This is a genomic window from Enterococcus sp. AZ080 (assembly GCF_051714945.1).
In the GTDB taxonomy this organism is placed as follows: Bacteria; Bacillota; Bacilli; order Lactobacillales; family Enterococcaceae; genus Enterococcus_B; species Enterococcus_B pernyi.
In genome coordinates, this window is record NZ_JBIOSV010000001.1 from 102469 (window position 1) to 120888 (window position 18420).

20 protein-coding genes are annotated in these 18420 nt (G+C 39.8%); 18 read left to right on the forward strand and 2 right to left on the reverse strand.

Annotation, left to right across the window (positions count from 1 at the left end; all coding sequences use genetic code 11):
• Window positions 1-40 precede the first annotated feature (40 nt).
• The 13 genes from rplO (at window position 41) to truA (ending at window position 8788) form a co-directional block, all read left to right on the forward strand.
• Window positions 41-481 carry a 50S ribosomal protein L15 gene (rplO, locus tag IGK01_RS00510; protein ID WP_010734454.1) on the forward strand — a complete coding sequence of 147 codons (441 nt, stop codon included), beginning with the start codon at window positions 41-43 and terminating at the stop codon, window positions 479-481.
• A complete protein-coding gene (secY, locus tag IGK01_RS00515) occupies window positions 481-1776 on the forward strand; it encodes a preprotein translocase subunit SecY (protein ID WP_023518901.1) in 1296 nt (431 codons plus the stop codon). The genes rplO and secY overlap by 1 nt, the downstream gene beginning before the upstream one ends.
• A gap of 59 nt (window positions 1777-1835) precedes the next feature.
• A complete protein-coding gene (locus IGK01_RS00520; RefSeq protein ID WP_023518902.1) occupies window positions 1836-2483 on the forward strand; it encodes an adenylate kinase in 648 nt (215 codons plus the stop codon).
• Window positions 2484-2673: 190 nt separating this feature from the next.
• Window positions 2674-2892: a translation initiation factor IF-1 gene (gene infA, locus IGK01_RS00525; RefSeq protein ID WP_002288695.1), complete on the forward strand. Its 219-nt coding sequence runs from the start codon at window positions 2674-2676 to the stop codon at window positions 2890-2892.
• A gap of 32 nt (window positions 2893-2924) precedes the next feature.
• Entirely contained in the window at window positions 2925-3041 is a 117-nt protein-coding gene (rpmJ, locus tag IGK01_RS00530) for a 50S ribosomal protein L36 (protein ID WP_002288710.1), read from the forward strand.
• Window positions 3042-3058: 17 nt separating this feature from the next.
• Window positions 3059-3424 carry a 30S ribosomal protein S13 gene (rpsM, locus tag IGK01_RS00535; protein ID WP_010734451.1) on the forward strand — a complete coding sequence of 122 codons (366 nt, stop codon included), beginning with the start codon at window positions 3059-3061 and terminating at the stop codon, window positions 3422-3424.
• Between the two features lie 27 nt (window positions 3425-3451).
• Complete coding sequence (gene rpsK / locus IGK01_RS00540; protein WP_010734450.1) at window positions 3452-3841, forward strand: 30S ribosomal protein S11; 390 nt, start codon at window positions 3452-3454, stop codon at window positions 3839-3841.
• A gap of 79 nt (window positions 3842-3920) precedes the next feature.
• Entirely contained in the window at window positions 3921-4859 is a 939-nt protein-coding gene (locus tag IGK01_RS00545) for a DNA-directed RNA polymerase subunit alpha (RefSeq protein ID WP_005880735.1), read from the forward strand.
• Between the two features lie 26 nt (window positions 4860-4885).
• On the forward strand, window positions 4886-5266 hold the full coding sequence (gene rplQ, locus IGK01_RS00550) for a 50S ribosomal protein L17 (RefSeq protein WP_010734449.1): 381 nt from the start codon (window positions 4886-4888) through the stop codon (window positions 5264-5266).
• 268 nt (window positions 5267-5534) lie between these two features.
• Window positions 5535-6374: an energy-coupling factor ABC transporter ATP-binding protein gene (locus IGK01_RS00555; RefSeq protein WP_010734448.1), complete on the forward strand. Its 840-nt coding sequence runs from the start codon at window positions 5535-5537 to the stop codon at window positions 6372-6374.
• On the forward strand, window positions 6350-7219 hold the full coding sequence (locus IGK01_RS00560) for an energy-coupling factor ABC transporter ATP-binding protein (protein WP_010734447.1): 870 nt from the start codon (window positions 6350-6352) through the stop codon (window positions 7217-7219). The genes IGK01_RS00555 and IGK01_RS00560 overlap by 25 nt, the downstream gene beginning before the upstream one ends.
• Entirely contained in the window at window positions 7209-8006 is a 798-nt protein-coding gene (locus IGK01_RS00565) for an energy-coupling factor transporter transmembrane component T family protein (protein ID WP_010734446.1), read from the forward strand. The genes IGK01_RS00560 and IGK01_RS00565 overlap by 11 nt, the downstream gene beginning before the upstream one ends.
• 35 nt (window positions 8007-8041) lie before the next feature.
• Complete coding sequence (truA, locus tag IGK01_RS00570) at window positions 8042-8788, forward strand: tRNA pseudouridine(38-40) synthase TruA (RefSeq protein WP_010734445.1); 747 nt, start codon at window positions 8042-8044, stop codon at window positions 8786-8788.
• Between the two features lie 43 nt (window positions 8789-8831).
• On the opposite strand, the gene IGK01_RS00575 is transcribed toward truA, so the two are convergent.
• Both IGK01_RS00575 and rpmB read right to left on the reverse strand, forming a co-directional pair.
• The gene (locus IGK01_RS00575) at window positions 8832-11504 is read right to left on the reverse strand and encodes a YfhO family protein (RefSeq protein WP_438840428.1); all 2673 of its coding nucleotides are present in this window, start codon (window positions 11502-11504) and stop codon (window positions 8832-8834) included.
• 446 nt (window positions 11505-11950) lie between these two features.
• The gene (rpmB, locus tag IGK01_RS00580) at window positions 11951-12139 is read right to left on the reverse strand and encodes a 50S ribosomal protein L28 (RefSeq protein ID WP_010734442.1); all 189 of its coding nucleotides are present in this window, start codon (window positions 12137-12139) and stop codon (window positions 11951-11953) included.
• Between the two features lie 271 nt (window positions 12140-12410).
• Here rpmB and IGK01_RS00585 point away from each other — a divergent pair, with 271 nt between their 5' ends.
• The 5 genes from IGK01_RS00585 to acpP all read left to right on the forward strand — a co-directional run bounded on the left by IGK01_RS00585 (window position 12411) and on the right by acpP (window position 18063).
• Entirely contained in the window at window positions 12411-12773 is a 363-nt protein-coding gene (locus tag IGK01_RS00585; protein ID WP_010720424.1) for an Asp23/Gls24 family envelope stress response protein, read from the forward strand.
• Window positions 12774-12824: 51 nt separating this feature from the next.
• Window positions 12825-14507, forward strand: coding sequence for a DAK2 domain-containing protein (locus IGK01_RS00590; RefSeq protein ID WP_062805886.1), 1683 nt, complete (start codon window positions 12825-12827; stop codon window positions 14505-14507).
• A gap of 109 nt (window positions 14508-14616) precedes the next feature.
• Window positions 14617-16653, forward strand: a complete 2037-nt coding sequence (recG, locus tag IGK01_RS00595; protein ID WP_019722580.1) for an ATP-dependent DNA helicase RecG — start codon at window positions 14617-14619, stop codon at window positions 16651-16653.
• Window positions 16654-16699: 46 nt separating this feature from the next.
• A complete protein-coding gene (plsX, locus tag IGK01_RS00600) occupies window positions 16700-17701 on the forward strand; it encodes a phosphate acyltransferase PlsX (protein ID WP_010734439.1) in 1002 nt (333 codons plus the stop codon).
• 119 nt (window positions 17702-17820) lie between these two features.
• Window positions 17821-18063: an acyl carrier protein gene (gene acpP / locus IGK01_RS00605; RefSeq protein WP_023518907.1), complete on the forward strand. Its 243-nt coding sequence runs from the start codon at window positions 17821-17823 to the stop codon at window positions 18061-18063.
• The last annotated feature ends 357 nt before the right edge of the window (window positions 18064-18420 follow it).

Below are 18420 nucleotides of genomic sequence, written 5' to 3' on the forward strand. Positions count from 1 at the left end.
ATAAAATAAGAACTAGGACAATTAAGGAGGTGCCAAACCTATGAAACTTCATGAATTAAAACCCGCTGAAGGTTCACGCCAAGTACGTAACCGTGTTGGTCGTGGTACTTCTTCAGGTAACGGAAAAACTGCCGGACGTGGTCAAAAAGGACAAAAAGCTCGTTCAGGCGGTGGTGTACGTCTAGGATTCGAAGGGGGACAAACACCATTGTTCCGTCGTTTACCAAAACGTGGATTTACAAATGTTAACCGTAAGGACTACGCAGTCGTTAATTTAGATGTCTTGAATCGCTTTGAAGACGGAGCTGAAGTAACTCCTGTTGCTTTAGTAGAAGCTGGAATCGTGAAAAACGAAAAAGCTGGAATCAAAGTTTTAGCTAACGGAGAATTGAACAAAAAGTTAACTGTGAAAGCAGCTAAATTCTCAAAAGCAGCACAAGAAGCAATCGAAGCGGCTGGTGGCTCTGTTGAGGTGATCTAATGCTTAAACTATTAAAAGACGCTTTTAAGGTCAAAGATATTAGATCGAAAATCCTTTTTACTGTATTTGTTCTCTTTGTTTTTCGTTTAGGGGCACATATCACTGTTCCCGGCGTAAATGCAAGCTCATTACAAGACCTATCTAGCTTACCGTTTTTCAACATGTTGAACTTGGTAAGTGGTAGTGCAATGCAAAACTTCTCGATCTTTTCAATGGGGGTTTCGCCTTACATTACTGCTTCGATCGTTATCCAATTATTACAAATGGATATCGTGCCACGTTTTGTGGAATGGTCGAAACAAGGTGAAGTTGGTCGTAAAAAGTTGAATCAGGCAACAAGATATTTGACGTTAGTATTGGCATTTATCCAATCTGTCGGTATCACAGCAGGATTTAACCAATACGCTCAATTAGGTTTTGTCAACAATCCAAATGTCTCTACTTATGTAACGATCGGTTTGATCTTAACTGCAGGAACGATGTTTGTTACTTGGTTGGGTGAACAAATCACTGAAAAAGGTATCGGTAACGGTGTGTCAATGATCATCTTTGCAGGGATCATTTCGAGATTACCGGAAAGTGTACGTGAAATTTATGAAGATTACTTCGTAAATATCAATTCTTCCGATATCTGGAGATCTGCAATTTTCGTTGCCATCTTACTAGTTGCGGTTCTAGCAATCGTGACATTCGTAACATTTTTCCAACAAGCTGAACGTAAGATCCCGATTCAGTACACAAAACGTATAGCAGGTGCGCCAACAAGTAGTTATCTACCGTTGAAAGTAAATGCTGCTGGGGTAATTCCGGTTATCTTTGCAAGTTCATTTATTGCGACACCAAATGCTGTGTTACAAGCGTTAAGTGGCCGATTCGGATCTGAAAATTGGTATAAAATAATGATGGAGATCTTTAACTATAATACGGTGCCTGGCGCAACGATTTATACGGTATTGATCGTCGCATTTACATTCTTCTATGCCTTTGTTCAAGTAAACCCTGAGAAATTAGCGGAGAACTTACAAAAGCAAGGAAGCTATATACCAAGTGTACGCCCTGGTAAGGGAACTGAAGAGTATGTCTCAAGCTTATTGATGCGATTAAGTACAGTCGGAGCACTATTCCTTGGTTTAGTGGCGTTATTACCAATCATTGCACAAATGATTTGGGATCTGCCACAATCAATCGGGTTAGGTGGTACAAGTCTGTTGATCGTGATCGGTGTGGCTTTAGAAACTGCGAAACAGTTAGAAGGCTTAATGCTGAAACGTAAATATGTTGGCTTTATTGAGTAAGAAAGCGTGTTGAGGTTTTTCCTCAACACACGTTCTCACATTTATTAGGAGGGAAAGCAATGAACCTCATTTTAATGGGGCTGCCAGGTGCAGGTAAAGGAACACAAGCTGAAAAAATCATTGACGCTTATGGGATTCCTCACATCTCAACAGGAGATATGTTTCGTGCAGCTATCAAAAATGAAACAGCTCTTGGCTTGGAAGCAAAGTCTTATATGGATAAAGGTGCATTAGTTCCTGATGAAGTAACAAATGGAATCGTAAAAGAGCGTTTAGCAGAACCCGATACAGAGAAAGGCTTCTTATTAGATGGCTTTCCTCGTACAATCGAGCAAGCAGAAGCTCTAAATGCAATGTTAAAAGATTTAAATAAACAAATTGATGCTGTCATCGATATCCACGTGGGTGAAGAAGTTTTGGTTGAGCGTTTAGCAGGCCGCTTCATTTGCCGTAACTGTGGAGCAACTTACCATAAAATTTTCAACCCTACAAAAGTTGAAGACACATGTGATCGTTGTGGTGGGCATGAATTCTATCAAAGAGAAGATGATAAACCTGAGACGGTTAAAAATCGTCTGGCTATCAACATCAAAAATAGTGAACCAATCTTGGCTTATTATAAAGAACAAGGTTTGCTACACACTATCGATGGTGATCGTGAAATCGATGCTGTATTTACTGATGTCCAAAAAATCATTGAAAAATAGCACGATTGCCCGTAGCCGACTTGCATTAAGCAGTTACTCTTGTCAAGTTCAATAAATTATGATAGAATATGTCAGTCCGACTTCTAGAGAATCCTCTAGATGATCCATTTTGAGAATTTTGAGGTGGGAACTGCAGTTTCCGCCATTTTATCGTGTGAAAATGCGAAACAAGTACAAGGAGGTACTGTGCGTGGCAAAAGAAGATATGATTGAAGTCGAAGGTACAGTCGTCGAAACTTTGCCGAATGCAATGTTTAAAGTTGAACTAGAAAACGGACACCAAGTTCTTGCTACTGTTTCAGGTAAAATTCGTATGCACTACATTCGTATTCTACCTGGTGACAAAGTGACGGTTGAATTGTCTCCATATGATTTAAACCGTGGCCGTATTACTTATCGCTTTAAATAATTGTACTCCGTAAAACTACAGGAGGTATTATCATGAAAGTAAGACCATCAGTAAAACCAATGTGTGAACATTGTAAAGTAATTCGTCGTAAAGGACGCGTTATGGTGATTTGCCCAGCAAATCCAAAACATAAACAACGTCAAGGATAAATGGAGGTGCACTAAATATGGCTCGTATTGCAGGAGTAGATATTCCTCGTGATAAACGTGTAGTAGTTTCACTTACTTATATCTATGGTATTGGTAACACTACTGCGAAACAAATCTTAGCTAATGCTGGCGTATCTGAAGATGTTCGCGTTCGTGAATTAACGAATGAACAAACAGATGCTATCCGTGCAGAAGTAGATAAATTAAAAGTTGAAGGGGATCTTCGTCGTGAAGTGAACTTAAACATCAAACGCTTGATGGAAATCGGTTCTTACCGTGGAATCCGTCACCGTCGTGGATTGCCTGTTCGTGGACAAAACACGAAAAACAATGCACGTACTCGTAAAGGCCCAGCTCGCGCTATCGCTGGCAAGAAAAAATAATTCTTAAGTGAAGGAGGTTAAATCTTCATGGTAGCAAAAAAAGTGAATCGTAAACGCCGTGTGAAAAAGAATATAGAAGCTGGGATTGCACATATCCACTCTACATTCAACAACACAATCATCATGATCACTGATACTCACGGAAATGCTTTAGCGTGGTCATCAGCTGGTTCATTAGGTTTCAAAGGAAGCAAAAAATCAACTCCTTTTGCCGCTCAAATGGCAGCAGAAACAGCTACAAAAGCAGCAATGGAACACGGATTAAAAACTGTTGAAGTAACAGTTAAGGGACCTGGTTCTGGACGTGAAGCAGCAATTCGTTCATTACAAGCAACAGGTTTAGAAGTGACTGCAATTCGTGACGTGACTCCAGTTCCTCATAATGGTGCCCGCCCTCCAAAACGCCGTCGTGTTTAATGAGTGCCTCTCATTTTGAGTTCTATTAGTAACGTCATTGAACAAGACACTTTTCGTTTTGAAAGGGGTAAAGATAAGAATGATTGAGTTCGAAAAACCAAGAATCGCAAAAATTGATGAAGAAAAAGATTATGGCAAGTTCATCGTTGAACCTCTTGAAAGAGGGTATGGGACTACTTTAGGGAATTCCCTACGTCGTATTTTATTATCTTCTTTGCCAGGTGCTGCCATCACTAATATTCAAATCGATGGTGTACTGCATGAATTCTCTACCATCAAAGGTGTTAGAGAAGACGTCACTCAAATCATCTTGAACATTAAAGGTTTAGCACTGAAAATGTATGGTCAAGAAGAAAAAACCCTTGAGATCGATATTACCGGACCTGCTACAGTAACTGCTGGCGATATTATCGTTGATAGTGAGGTAGAAATTCTTAACAAAGATATGTACATCTGCAGTGTATCTGAAGGTGCTACGTTCCATGCTCGCCTAACGGTGAAACCAGGACGTGGTTATGTTCAAGCAGATGAAAACAAAAAAGAAGATATGCCAATTGGTGTTCTTCCAGTCGATTCAATCTACACGCCTGTACGTCGTGTCAACTACCAAGTAGAAAACACACGTGTTGGACATCGTGAAGATTTTGATAAATTGACAATGGAGATCTGGACAGATGGTTCAATCGAACCATTGGAAGCAATGAGTTTATCTGCAAAAATCATGACTGAACATTTAGACATCTTTGTCAACCTAACTGATGAAGCGAAAAACGCTGAAATCATGGTCGAAAAAGAAGAAACACAAAAAGAAAAAATGTTAGAAATGACGATTGAAGAATTAGACTTATCTGTTCGCTCTTATAATTGCTTAAAACGTGCAGGAATCAATACTGTACAAGAACTTACGAATAAATCTGAGCCAGAAATGATCAAAGTCCGTAACTTAGGACGTAAATCATTGGAAGAAGTTAAAGCAAAATTGCATGACTTAGGTTTAGGTTTACGTAAAGAAGATTAAACCTTTTACGAAGGAGGGAAACCAACGTGAGTTATCGTAAACTAGGACGCACATCTAGCCAACGTAAAGCGATGTTGCGTGATTTAACAACTGACTTATTAATTAATGAACGTATTGTGACTACAGAAGCTCGTGCGAAAGAAGTTCGCTCAACTGCTGAAAAAATGATCACTTTAGGCAAACGCGGAGACTTACATGCACGTCGTCAAGCTGCGGCTTTCGTACGTAATGAAGTTGCTAGCGTGCGTGAAGAAAATGAGGAAATCGTTATCGAATCAGCTTTACAAAAGTTATTCAACGATATTGCACCTCGTTATGCTGAACGTCAAGGTGGCTACACTCGTATCTTGAAGACAGAACCAAGACGCGGAGACGGAGCACCAATGGTTGTCTTAGAACTTGTCTAAAATCACACTAATAACATCACTTTATGGATGATTCTTTTAGAGTGTTATGATGTTGGAAGTTACTTATTCCGAGTCTAGCTCAGCGCTGCTCCCCAAGCGATTCGTTTGGGGAGTATGCACTCATCATAAAGTGTTTTTTTGTACCTTCAATTAACTGTCAAGACAGTCTTGAAGGTATAAAAAAACATTTTAAAAATCAGAAATGATTGAAAAATAAGCAGTTTTTTGATAGGGTTAATAGGAACTTTAGGATGAAGAGGGAGTACTTATGGAGCCGATTATTGAATTAGGAAAGATTAATTACAAATACCAACCAGAAGATTTACGACCAGCATTGAAAGATGTTTCTTTCACGATCAATAAAGGAGAATGGATCGCGATTATCGGGCACAATGGTTCTGGTAAATCAACGCTTGCAAAAACGATCAATGGCTTACTCCTTCCTGAGTCTGGGACGGTCAAAGTTGGTAATCAAATACTAAATGAAGAGAATATATGGACGATCCGCCAAAAAGTCGGCATGGTCTTTCAAAATCCGGACAATCAATTTGTTGGATCAACAGTAGAGGATGATGTGGCCTTTGGTTTAGAGAATCAAGGAATTCCTCGAGAAGAAATGATCGTTCGAGTGAAAGATGCTCTTGAAAAAGTTCGAATGTCTGATTTTGCGACAAGAGAACCGGTTCGTCTTTCCGGTGGACAGAAACAACGTGTGGCGATTGCCGGTGTTGTAGCCCTCCGACCAGAAATCATCATCTTGGATGAAGCAACAAGTATGTTAGATCCTGAAGGTCGTGAAGAAGTCATCACAACGATCAAAGAAATCAAAGAGGAAAGTCAACTGACCGTTATTTCAATCACGCATGATATTGATGAAGCAGCTAATGCAAATCGTATTTTCGTGATGAAAGAAGGCGAACTAGTGAATGAAGGAACACCGAAGGAGATTTTCTCTGCCGGACCTGAACTAATCAATCTAGGGTTAGATTTGCCTTTTCCTGAAAAACTAAAAAGTGCCTTGAAAGAACGTGGCATTGAAGTGCCTAAAGAATACATGACAGAAGAAAGGATGGTGGATTGGTTATGGACATCCGTTTTGAAAAAGTAAACTTTACGTACCAACCGAACACACCATTCGAGCAACGAGCTTTATTTGATATTGACTTGTTGATCAAAGAAAACAGCTACACTGCATTAGTGGGTCATACTGGAAGTGGGAAATCCACCTTGCTTCAGCATTTGAATGCGTTGATCAAACCGACGGAAGGAACCGTCCAAATCGGCGATCGTCAGATCAAACCCGATACAGATAATAAAAATTTGAAACCGATTCGAAAAAAAGTCGGTATTGTTTTTCAATTTCCAGAGGCACAGTTGTTTGAAGAAACGGTCGCAAGAGATATTGCGTTTGGCCCAAAAAACTTTGGTGTAAGTGAGGAAGAGGCGACTCTACTGGCAAAGGAAACCTTAGAACAAGTCGGCTTAGATGAGACGTATTTAGAACGCTCGCCTTTCGAGCTGTCAGGTGGTCAAATGCGACGTGTAGCGATTGCCGGTGTTCTAGCTATGAAACCCGAAGTTCTCGTCTTAGATGAGCCAACAGCTGGGTTAGATCCACAAGGAAGAAAAGAAATGATGGATATGTTCTGGCGTTTGCATAAAGAACAGCAAATCACGATTGTATTAGTCACCCATTTGATGGATGATGTGGCAAACTATGCCGATTTTGTTTATGTATTGGAGAAAGGTCGCATTGTTAAGTGCGGAGAACCAAAAGAAGTCTTCCAACATCTTGAATGGTTAAAAGAACGGCAGTTAGGGGTACCAACAGCCACTGAGTTTGCAGAGGAACTACGTGTAAAAGGCATCCATTTTGATGAATTGCCGATTACTGCAGACGCATTAGCGGACCAATTGGTCAAACTGGTGGGAGGTACTGCTCATGATGAATAAATTGATTTTTGGTCGTTATATGCCTGGAGACTCATTTATCCATCGGTTAGATCCACGTGCAAAGTTATTGGCAAGTTTCTATTTTATCGGCATTATCTTCTTAGCCAATAACTGGCAGACATATGCCTTATTAGCGGCGTTTACCTTATTTGCTGTTTTCTTGTCAAAAGTAGATATCAAATTCTTTATTCGAGGTATCCGTCCATTGATCTGGTTGATCCTATTCACTGTAGGCTTACAAGTACTGTTTACAAGTGGTGGAGAAACGTATTGGAGTTGGGGGATTTTCAATATCACTCAATTTGGTGTCATGAACGGACTATTTATTTTTTGTCGGTTTGTTTTGATCATCTTTATGTCCACTTTATTGACACTGACAACGCCGCCTTTAGAATTATCCGATGCGATCGAATATTTGTTACGACCATTGAAAGTTGTTCGCTTTCCAGTACATGAAGTATCGTTGATGCTTTCGATCGCTTTACGTTTTGTGCCGACATTGATGGACGAAACCGAAAAAATCATGAATGCACAGCGCGCGCGTGGTGTTGACTTTGGCGAAGGAAGTCTAGTGCAAAAAATGAAAGCGGTGATTCCTTTACTGATTCCGCTATTTGTCAGCAGTTTCAATCGTGCGGAAGATCTAGCTACAGCGATGGAAGCAAGAGGCTACCAAGGTGGGGAAGGTCGGACAAAATACCGTATCCTTCACTGGCACTTACAAGATACTATTGTTATGGTTGCTTTTGGGCTTATGACCATCGTACTGGTGTTTATCCGTAGCTAAACTTATCAAAGATGAATGAGAACAGGGGAAGATGAATGGTACGCTATAAAGCAATCATTGCCTATGATGGTACCCAGTTCAATGGTTTTCAGAAACAACCTAACGGACGAACGGTCCAAGAAGAACTGGAAAAAACCTTAAAGAAGATGGCAAATGGAAAAGAAATCACGATTTTTGGATCTGGACGGACAGATGCAGGGGTTCATGCAATCGGTCAAGTCATCCACTTTGATTATCCAGAAGAGCGACCTTTGGAACGTATGCGTTTTGGGTTAGATACGCAGTCGCCAGAAGATATTGCTGTAAAAAGTGTGGAGATTGTGCCAGAAACTTTTCACGCACGCTATCTAGTGAAAGAAAAAACCTATCAATTCAAAGTAGATATCGGAAAACCACGTAGTCCCTTCCGTAGACATTATGCAAGCTATTTTCCTTATCCAATAGATGTAGCAAAGATTGAACGAGCATTGCCTGATTTACTTGGTACGCATGATTTCACTTCGTTTTGTGCTTCTGGAAGTTCTATTGAAGATAAAGTACGGACTATCTATGAAGCCAGTTTACAGGTCAATGAAGCAGGCGATGAGTTGACGTTTACGTTTCGTGGTGATGGCTTCCTTTATAAAATGATTCGCATTTTAGTTGGAACGTTGTTAAAAATAGGCAACGATCGTTTGCCAGAAGATTGTCTGCCGGAAATCATTGCAAAAAAAGACCGCAATGCAGCAGGTCCGACTGCTCATCCGGAAGGGTTATACCTATACGAAGTAAAATATGAATAGCATACAAGAAAAAAGCGTTTCGGCAATCACCGAAACGCTTTTTTTATCTTACGCGACGACGTTCACGTCTTGGACGGTGATCATCGTTTTCGTTTATAGGATCAATAACGCCGCGAAACGGCTGACGTTTACGAAGGTACCATAGATACAAGATAAACAAGGCAATACATCCAATAAAGAGAAGTAAGCCAGGAATGAATCCTTTTGGCATGTAACTAAAAGTAATCGTATGTTCACCTTCAGGAACTTCCACCATCAAAAAGGCATCTTGGAATTTCTTCACAGGAACTTTTTCGCCATCGATTTTAGCGGTCCAACCACCATCATAAGGGATAGTCGTGGCTATCATCGTTTTTTCAGTCGCGGTTACTTTTCCTGTAGCTGTTCGACCGGTAGTAGTCATCTCTACACCGTTATTTCTGATTTGGTTGATTGCGGCTTGATACGCTACGACATCAAGTCCGACCACTTGTGGTTCCATAAAGCTGACTTCTTTGGTCCCATAGAAGCTTGCAGTGAAGGTAACTGTTGTGTCTTGTGGGTAATAACCTAAATCATAATATTGGCCAGTAATGTTAATTTGAGATTTTCTAGATACGCCATTGACGGTAATAGTTGCTGTAGAGCTTTCTAACTGTGCGAAATTCGTTGGAAACAGGCTGAGATATGCTTGGGTATTCGCAGGTACTTGGACTTCCCAAGTCAATTCTTTTGGTTGATTATTCGCTGTTTCACTATAAGTGACCCCATTTGTCGTTGTTGTGATCTTCGTGTTCTGTTGACTTTTTAGGGTTGGTTTGTAAAACGTAAAGAATGATTGATTCAACCCAGAAAGAGCATTCATCAAATTTGTTTGACTAGTTAGATTATCACCTATCGGCTGTTCGATCTTATTGATCGTCAAAGGTGCTTTAAAGGCTAATGGCACAGCATTACTATTTTCGTACAAAGTATAGTTGTCCGTTTGTTCGACGGATTGGAAGCCGTATTTATTAAAGCTACTGTCGTTTTTAGCAATATTGTATTTGATTCCCGTAAATCCATCCATCAACAAGGTGTTATTATTGTAGCGAATGTTCAAATTTGTTCCTCTAGAACGGAAGCCTAAAGTATCCAAGTAAGAGGAAGAGTTACGATTTCTGATTGAGGAGAACATACTGATTCCACTATAACCATAATTGATCGAATCATTCGGTGAAACAGGATCAAGGTTTTCTAATCGATAAAACGTATCGGAATCCTTTTTCGAGGCATCAACTAACGTTTTGATTTCAGGATAAGGTTCGGTATACAAACTTCTTGAGGCATAATTCCAATCATCGAGAATGCCATGGATCATACTGTTGGTATTGACTGCGGCTTCTGCTGTCATCAATAGTAACAGAAGAATACTCAAACGTTTCAGATCAAATGGGTGTTGTTGGAATAAACCAATCGTCAATGCGTAGAGCGCTAAAAAGACTAACGTCAAAACAAAGGATGTGAGCGTGACATACGTGTAACTGCCATCTGGTTTGATTCCCCATGCTGTAGCAAAAGCAGTCGCTAGTACAATGATGACGCCTAGCAATCGCTTCTGATCCTTCTCCTGTAGCTGTTCCCAACTATGAGCCGCTAACAAGAGTACGAGAAATGAAAAGAGATAGGCATAACGGAATAAGAACATATTTGGTGCGTGCATCCCATGCCAGAATAAATTCAAAGGAACGAAATAGAAGCTAGCAATCAAGATCGCGAATAGCCCACCGAACAACAACTTATTTTTCAAGGGGAATTTGCGACTGACAAAATACAAGAGGCATAATGCTAAAGGAAACAACCCAGCATAGATAAATGGGATCGATCCATATTTCGTCGTGTCATAAACACCCACCATGTTTTTCATCAATAAATCTAAATAAGAAGTTGCTTCCGTCTTCAATGAAGTGATCTGCGTCAACGCTTCGCCATTGGCACGTAGATCGAGAATGGCAGGCAGGATGATCACCATCGATGCACCTCCTGCTAATAAAGAGGTGATCCCATAAGGTAAAATCGTTCCTTTGTACCTCCGCCAATTCGTCAGTAGTCGTGTAACAAAGTATAAAAAGGAGAAGACCCCGACCATGAAGCCCATATAAAAACTGGATAAGAACAAAAGCAAGTAACTAACAAACAATAAAATAGGTTTCTTTTGGTCCATCACACGATGGATACCTAAAATGATCAGAGGAAGATAGACGAAGGTGTCTAACCACATGATGATCTCTGAATGGGCAGTGATAAATGAAATCGACGCATAACTGACACTTAATGCGACTTGCCCCCAATGTGGAATGCGATAGGTACGCGCTAGAAACCAGAAGGATAAACCTGCTGAACCAACCTTTAGTAAGGTGATGAGATACAAGGCATCTGGCATCAATTGATTCGGGAACAATAAAACGAGTGGTGTGAAAAGTCCACCTAAATAATAAGAAATCAATGATAGATAATTTAAGCCAAGTGAGGCATTCCACGTGTAAAAAATGCTTTGTTTCCCTAACAACATATTACGGAAGCTTGCATGAAAGTTTGAAAATTGTGAGAAAGCATCACTAGCCAAGATGCTCCGACCACTTCCTGGATAAATACCGATACTTAAATAAACCAATAAAAGAATCAGCAAAGGGATAAAGAAGCTAGCAGCTGCATAGCGGCCGTTTTCTTTTAAGAATTTTTTCAATGTTGTTTTCATTACAATTCAGTCACCAAATTTCTATTTGAAGTTATCATTAGTTTATCACATTCATGATTTTACTTGCTGAAAATACAACCAAATTCATAAAAAAATTACATTTGAAATTAAATAACATTTGTGAGTTTAAATTACATTTACATTAAGAAAATAACACAAAATAAGAAAACACTTTCTACTTTAAAATAAAGTGTTGACAGGCGTTTGCAAATACGTTATGTTTTATTTGTAACAATTATAAAAAAACATATACCTATCACTATCTGAGGGATAGTGGCACATAAAAGAAGACTTAAAACAATTATCTGGGTGATTGATTGTTTTAAGCCTTTTTTATTTTTTCTTCTTAAGTTTCATGTAGTTGAGGAAATGTCTCTCATTTGATAATGATTCGCAAAAAATAAAAACCGTTCATTTTGTTGAACGGTTCAAATCATTTCATTCAATTATACGCGTTCAACTTTTCCTGATTTCAACGCACGAGTTGACACCCAAACTTTTTTAGGTTTGCCGTCAATCAATACGCGAACTTTTTGTAAGTTAGGTTTAACTGTACGTTTTGTTGAGTTCATCGCATGTGAACGGTTGTTTCCACTTTTTGTCTTGCGACCTGTAAAGTAACAAACTTTTGCCATGTAAATTTCCTCCTTTGCCTTGATTTGGAGCAATAGTAAATTCAGCTCATACCAGAATAACATATCATATGGCGTAGGAATTTGCAAGCATATTTTCATAGAATTGATTGACATTTTCAGTGATTAATTGTAACGTGAACAAAGTCTTTTCCTAATTTTTTTCAATGGTTTTTGAGTACTTTAAGGGAACAACCTTTTATTTCGGTTGACGCTATGATAAAATGTGATAGTAGAAAAATGGGAATATTTTACCCGTTAAGGAGGCTCATTCATGGCTGTAAAAATTCAAACGTCAGCTGGAACCATTGAAATTACCAATGATGTCATCGCAACAGTTGTTGGTGGTGCCGCAACAGATGTATTTGGTGTTGTAGGAATGGCTAGCAAGAATCAAATCAAAGATAATATCACTGAAATTTTGCGTAAAGAAAATTACTCAAGAGGAGTAGTTGTCCGCCAAGAAGCTAATGGGATCGCAGTAGATGTTTATACAATCATTAGTTATGGCACAAAAATTTCAGAAGTTTCTCGTAATGTCCAAGAAAAAGTGAAATATAACTTGGAGACTTTACTAGGTGTTACAGCCAATTCAGTAAATGTCTTCGTGCAAGGTGTTCGTGTACTGCCAGACTAGGCAGGAGACTTGCTGACTGTTCAGCAGTCGATCTGAAGGAGGATTATCTAGGTGAGTGTAACAGAAATTAGTGCAAGCCAATTCCAGGAAATGGTTCAGTCCGGTGCGAATCGGCTACAAAAAAATGCAGAATACGTCAATTCCCTAAATGTATTCCCGGTTCCCGATGGAGATACCGGTACCAATATGAATTTATCAATGACAAGTGGTGCAAAAGCCGTTGTTGATTCTACCTCTGAAAAGGTAGGAGAATTAGCAGCGCTGTTATCTAAAGGTTTATTGATGGGGGCAAGAGGAAACTCTGGGGTTATTTTATCTCAGTTGTTCCGTGGTTTTTCAAAACAAATCCCTGATGTGACTGTTTTGACAGCAACAGATTTAGCTGCAGCTTTTACTCATGGGGTCGAAACAGCTTATAAAGCAGTAATGAAACCTGTCGAAGGAACGATCCTGACAGTCGCAAGAGAAGCTGCCAAAGCTGGTGAGAAAAAAGCAAAATCAACAGATGATGTGATCGAAGTCATGACTGCGGTCGTTAAAGGTGGGAAACGTGCGTTAGCAAAAACACCTGATTTATTGCCTGTATTAAAAGAAGTAGGCGTTGTTGATAGTGGCGGTCAAGGACTATTATTCGTATACGAAGGTTTTTTAACTGCGTTGAATGGTGAATACCAAGCAGACGAGGTCTATGAACCATCTCCTGCTCAAATGGACGATATGGTAAATGCAGAGCATCATCGTAGTGTGCAAGGTCAGTTAGCAACTGAGGATATCCATTATGGTTACTGTACAGAAATCATGGTGAAGATCGGTGAAGGTCCAACTGTAGATAGTACATTTGATTATGAAGAGTTTCGTAACTATCTAGATGGCCTTGGGGATTCCCTGTTAGTGGTCAATGACGATGAAATCATCAAAGTGCACGTTCATACAGAAAACCCTGGGGAAGTCATGAATTACGGACAGAAATTTGGTTCCCTAGTGAAAGTCAAAGTGGACAACATGCGTTTGCAACATGAAACGATCTTAGAACATGACCAAGCCCCTTCAGCGCCGGTCGCACAAACGAAGCCTCGTGTACCTTACGGGATCGTTGCCATCGCAGCCGGAAAAGGTGTGCAAGAGTTATTTGAAAGTCTAGGAGCAAACTACGTGATCAGTGGTGGACAGACGATGAATCCAAGTACGGAAGATATCGTGAAAGCGATCAATGAAGTGAATGCAGATAAAGTCATCATCTTACCGAATAACAAAAATATCTTTATGGCAGCTGATCAAGCGGCTGAAGTGGCTGAACTTCCAGTTGCTGTTGTTCCATCAAAAACAGTCTCTCAAGGATTGACAGCGATGTTGTCCTTCAATGAACAAGCAACGTTAGAAGAAAATAAAGAAACGATGACAGATGTGCTTTCAAGTGTTGTCAGTGGTCAAGTGACACATGCGATCCGCGACACGATGATCGACGGAGTGAAAATCACAGAAGGTGATTTCTTAGGGATGATCGATGGGAAAATCGTGATCTCTAATCCAGACATCTTAGCGACATCACTTGCTACATTAGAGCAAATGATCAACGAGGATACTGAGATCGTCACGATATTAACCGGAGAAGACGGGTCTGCAGAGCAAGCACAAGCATTTGCGGCTCAACTGAGCGACAAATATCCTGAGTTAGAAATCGAGATCCATCAAGGAGATCAACCTGTCTATCCTTATTTATTTTCTGCTGAATAATACAGCCTGAAGCCGATAGATAAAGCAGAAAATCATTTGAAAGGATCTTCGGTCAACGATTTGCAAATCGTTGACCAAGTTCCTTTTTTTGTTAAAGGAGGGAAATCTTATGCGTTCGTTAGCTGATCCAGTCACAGTGCTGGCAGGTGTTGGTCAAAAAAGAGCGGATAGCTTGGCTAGTCTAGGCATCCATACAATCGAAGACTTATTAACTTACTATCCTTTTCGTTATGAAGATATCCAAGAAAGAAATCTAAACGAAATCCAAGACCAAGAAAAAGTTACATTAAAAGGGTTAGTTGTCTCTCCGCCAGTAATGAGTCGTTTTGGCTACAAAAAAAGCCGTCTGCAGTTTCGAATGATGCAAGAACATGAAGTATTCAATGTTTCTTTCTTCAATCAGCCCTATTTGAAAGATAAAGTCATTTTATCTGAAGAAATCGCAGTTTATGGGAAATGGGATGCGAAACGTAAAGCACTAAATGGGATGAAGATCCTTGGTTCGCAAAGTCCAGATGATTTCTCTCCGATCTATCATGTCAACAAATCCATTCGCCAAACGACACTGGTCGATCTGATCCGTCGAGGGTTTAGTGAGTATGGTGATTTGATTGAAGAAAATTTACCACTATCTTTAATTGAAAAATACCGTTTGCTTGATCGTCCAACTGCTGTAAGAAGTATGCATTTTCCGCAAAATCATGAGGAAAATCATCAAGCCAAACGACGGATTGTTTTTGAAGAATTCTTTTTTTTCCAGATGCAGTTACAAGGACTGAAAAAAGCCGAAAAGTCTGAAAAGAATGGCTTAGAGATCCTTTATGATGTGGAACGATTAAAACAATTTACGAAAAAGTTGCCGTTTGAATTAACGACGGCACAAAAACGTGTCACTAATGAAATTTGCCGTGATCTCCGTAATCCACACCATATGCAGCGTTTGTTGCAAGGGGATGTGGGAAGTGGAAAGACCGTTGTTGCTGCGATTGCTTTATATGCGACAGTGACTGCTGGCTTTCAAGGAGCGTTGATGGTCCCAACAGAAATATTGGCGCAACAACATATGGAAAGTTTATCCCAATTATTTGACCCAAATGAAGTGACCGTTGCGTTATTGACCGGATCAACGAAAGCAAAAGAACGTCGCGAGCTATTAGAACGGTTAGAAAATGGGGAAATCGATATCGTTGTGGGAACACATGCACTGATTCAAGAAGGTGTCGCATTCCAAAATCTGGGTTTAGTGATCACCGATGAGCAACATCGTTTTGGCGTGAACCAACGAAAAGTATTGCGTGAGAAGGGTTGGCGTCCAGATGTGTTGTTTATGACTGCCACCCCTATCCCTCGAACTTTAGCAATTACAGCATACGGCGAAATGGATGTATCTGTAATCGACGAGCTTCCCGCTGGACGGATTCCGATCGAAACAAGATGGGTCCGAACACCTCAATTAGATAGCGTGCTAGAATGGACCTATAAAGAATTGCGCAGAGGGCATCAAATGTATGTGATTTGTCCATTGATTGAGGAGTCCGAAGCGTTAGATGTGAAAAATGCAGTGGAAATTTACGAAAAACTTCGTGAGTTATTTGCACCAGAATATGAAGTTGGCTTGTTGCATGGTAAAATGAAGAATCAAGAAAAAGATCAGATCATGGAAACATTCAAAGAAAATCAACTCCAGATCTTAGTGTCAACCACAGTGATCGAGGTCGGTGTCAATGTGCCGAATGCAACGGTCATGTTGATCATGGATGCGGATCGTTTTGGATTAGCTCAGCTGCATCAGTTGCGTGGGCGTGTCGGTCGAGGAAGTGAGGCTTCTTATTGTATCCTCGTGGCAAATCCGAAAAATGAACTGGGTGTCGAACGAATGAAAATCATGACAGAGACCACGAATGGCTTTATCTTGAGTGAAAAGGATTTAGAATTACGAGGGCCTGGAGAGGTATTTGGCTTCCGTCAATCCGGCTTGCCAGAATTTGCGATCGCAGATCTAGTAACAGATGGGAATGTCTTAGAGGTTGCCCGTGAAGAAGCTGCGGCAATCTGGCAAATCAAAGACTGGCAGTTATTACCTGAATATCAACCATTAACAGCCAAGTTGCAATTAGGCGAACAAGATAATCGTTATTTTGATTAACAGATTATCAATACTTTCAAAATGATGACAAGGAGTGGAAATAATAATGAGAATTGCAGTAGATGCAATGGGCGGAGATCACGCACCACAAGCCATTGTGGAAGGAATCGCTCTAGCACAAAAAGATTTCCCTGAGTTGGAATTTGTTCTTTACGGTAAAGAATCAGAGATCAAAAAATATTTGACAGACGAAAAAAATATCACAATCGTCCATACTGACGAAAAAATCAATAGTGATGACGAACCAGTTAAAGCGATCCGTCGCAAGAAAACTGCTTCAATGGTTTTAGCTGCCCAAGCAGTTAAAAATGGGGAAGCAGATGCGATTTTTTCAGCAGGAAATACAGGAGCCTTACTAGCAGCTGGCTTGTTTATTGTTGGACGCATCAAAAACATCGAACGCCCTGGACTAATGTCCACATTGCCAGTTATTGGCAAAGAAGGCGAAGGGTTTGATATGCTAGATTTAGGTGCAAATGCAGAAAACAAACCAGAACATCTTTTACAATATGGTATTTTAGGGTCATTTTATGCAAGAAAAGTTCGTGGTATCGGACGACCTCGTGTCGCATTGCTCAATAATGGGACGGAAGAGACTAAGGGCAGTGAATTGACAAAACAAGCCTTTGAACTTTTGCAAAATGAAACAAGCTTGAACTTCATTGGCAATGTGGAAGCGCGTGACTTACTAAATGGTGTGGCAGACGTCGTAGTAACCGATGGTTTTACCGGAAATGCAGTGTTGAAATCCATTGAAGGCACAGCGATGAATATGATGACCTTATTGAAATCTGCCATCTTGAATGAAGGCATCAAAGGTAAAATGGGTGCATTACTGCTAAAAGACGGTTTGCGCTCTTTGAAATCTGAAATGGACTATTCAAAACATGGAGGAGCTGTTTTATTTGGATTGAAAGCACCAGTTATCAAAACGCATGGTGCAACTGGACCAGATGCAGTTCGCTATACGATCCGTCAAATCCATACAATGCTTGAAACCAATGTTGTAGGACAACTGGTGGAGCAATTTGAGAAAAAAGAGGACTAAATTTTCTACGAATTGACAAGCTGATGGAGAAAAAAGGGTGGACATTCCAAAAAATTGTCAGTAAAATTAGCTATGGTGAAGAAAACGTAGTAGTTCTAAGAATTGTGGGGGTGAAAAAATTGACGCGCGAAGAAGTATTTAATAAGGTAGCTAAAATCATTTCAAATCACTTTGAAATGGATACAGACAAAGTGACAGATGAATTGAACATTAAAGATGATCTGAAAGCTGATTCAATTAGTATCATGGAATTTGTTCTTGAACTGGAAGATGAATTCGGTACAGAGATCTCTGATGAAGATGCTGAACAAATCGAAACAGTCGGCGGTGCCGTGGATTATATCAGCAAACACTTGAAATAAATTGAATAAATACACATCAACTGATGAATGAATTGGCAAAAGCCAATTTCAACTCAAAGCCAAGAAGTCAGAAATAGTTTAGCTATTTCATGGTTTCTTGGCTTTTTCAGTCATAATTATTTAAATAAAAGAGTTTTTTTAAAGAGAAGAAATATGTCACAACATTCGATAGAAAGAGGTAGTTTCACAACATATCTATTTCGTATGTATTGTATAATTATGCTTTTATAAAATAGGACACCTCTTAGGTTAAAACTGTTTTTTATATAAAAAGTGATTTTTGCAGATTTTTATAATGATTCTTAATTTATAAAAATAGTAGGATAAAGAGAAGGTTAGCCACATACCTCATTTTTT

Bases quoted from the DNA above. Each gene is read 5' to 3' on its own strand.
- rplO (WP_010734454.1), top strand. From the start codon at position 41: ATGAAACTTCATGAATTAAAACCCGCTGAAGGTTCACGCCAAGTACGT.
- secY (WP_023518901.1), top strand. From the start codon at position 481: ATGCTTAAACTATTAAAAGACGCTTTTAAGGTCAAAGATATTAGATCG.
- IGK01_RS00520 (WP_023518902.1), top strand. From the start codon at position 1,836: ATGAACCTCATTTTAATGGGGCTGCCAGGTGCAGGTAAAGGAACACAA.
- rpmJ (WP_002288710.1), top strand. From the start codon at position 2,925: ATGAAAGTAAGACCATCAGTAAAACCAATGTGTGAACATTGTAAAGTA.
- rpsM (WP_010734451.1), top strand. From the start codon at position 3,059: ATGGCTCGTATTGCAGGAGTAGATATTCCTCGTGATAAACGTGTAGTA.
- rpsK (WP_010734450.1), top strand. From the start codon at position 3,452: ATGGTAGCAAAAAAAGTGAATCGTAAACGCCGTGTGAAAAAGAATATA.
- IGK01_RS00545 (WP_005880735.1), top strand. From the start codon at position 3,921: ATGATTGAGTTCGAAAAACCAAGAATCGCAAAAATTGATGAAGAAAAA.
- IGK01_RS00555 (WP_010734448.1), top strand. From the start codon at position 5,535: ATGGAGCCGATTATTGAATTAGGAAAGATTAATTACAAATACCAACCA.
- IGK01_RS00560 (WP_010734447.1), top strand. From the start codon at position 6,350: ATGGACATCCGTTTTGAAAAAGTAAACTTTACGTACCAACCGAACACA.
- IGK01_RS00565 (WP_010734446.1), top strand. From the start codon at position 7,209: ATGATGAATAAATTGATTTTTGGTCGTTATATGCCTGGAGACTCATTT.
- truA (WP_010734445.1), top strand. From the start codon at position 8,042: ATGGTACGCTATAAAGCAATCATTGCCTATGATGGTACCCAGTTCAAT.
- IGK01_RS00575 (WP_438840428.1), bottom strand. From the start codon at position 11,504: ATGAAAACAACATTGAAAAAATTCTTAAAAGAAAACGGCCGCTATGCA.
- rpmB (WP_010734442.1), bottom strand. From the start codon at position 12,139: ATGGCAAAAGTTTGTTACTTTACAGGTCGCAAGACAAAAAGTGGAAAC.
- IGK01_RS00585 (WP_010720424.1), top strand. From the start codon at position 12,411: ATGGCTGTAAAAATTCAAACGTCAGCTGGAACCATTGAAATTACCAAT.
- recG (WP_019722580.1), top strand. From the start codon at position 14,617: ATGCGTTCGTTAGCTGATCCAGTCACAGTGCTGGCAGGTGTTGGTCAA.
- plsX (WP_010734439.1), top strand. From the start codon at position 16,700: ATGAGAATTGCAGTAGATGCAATGGGCGGAGATCACGCACCACAAGCC.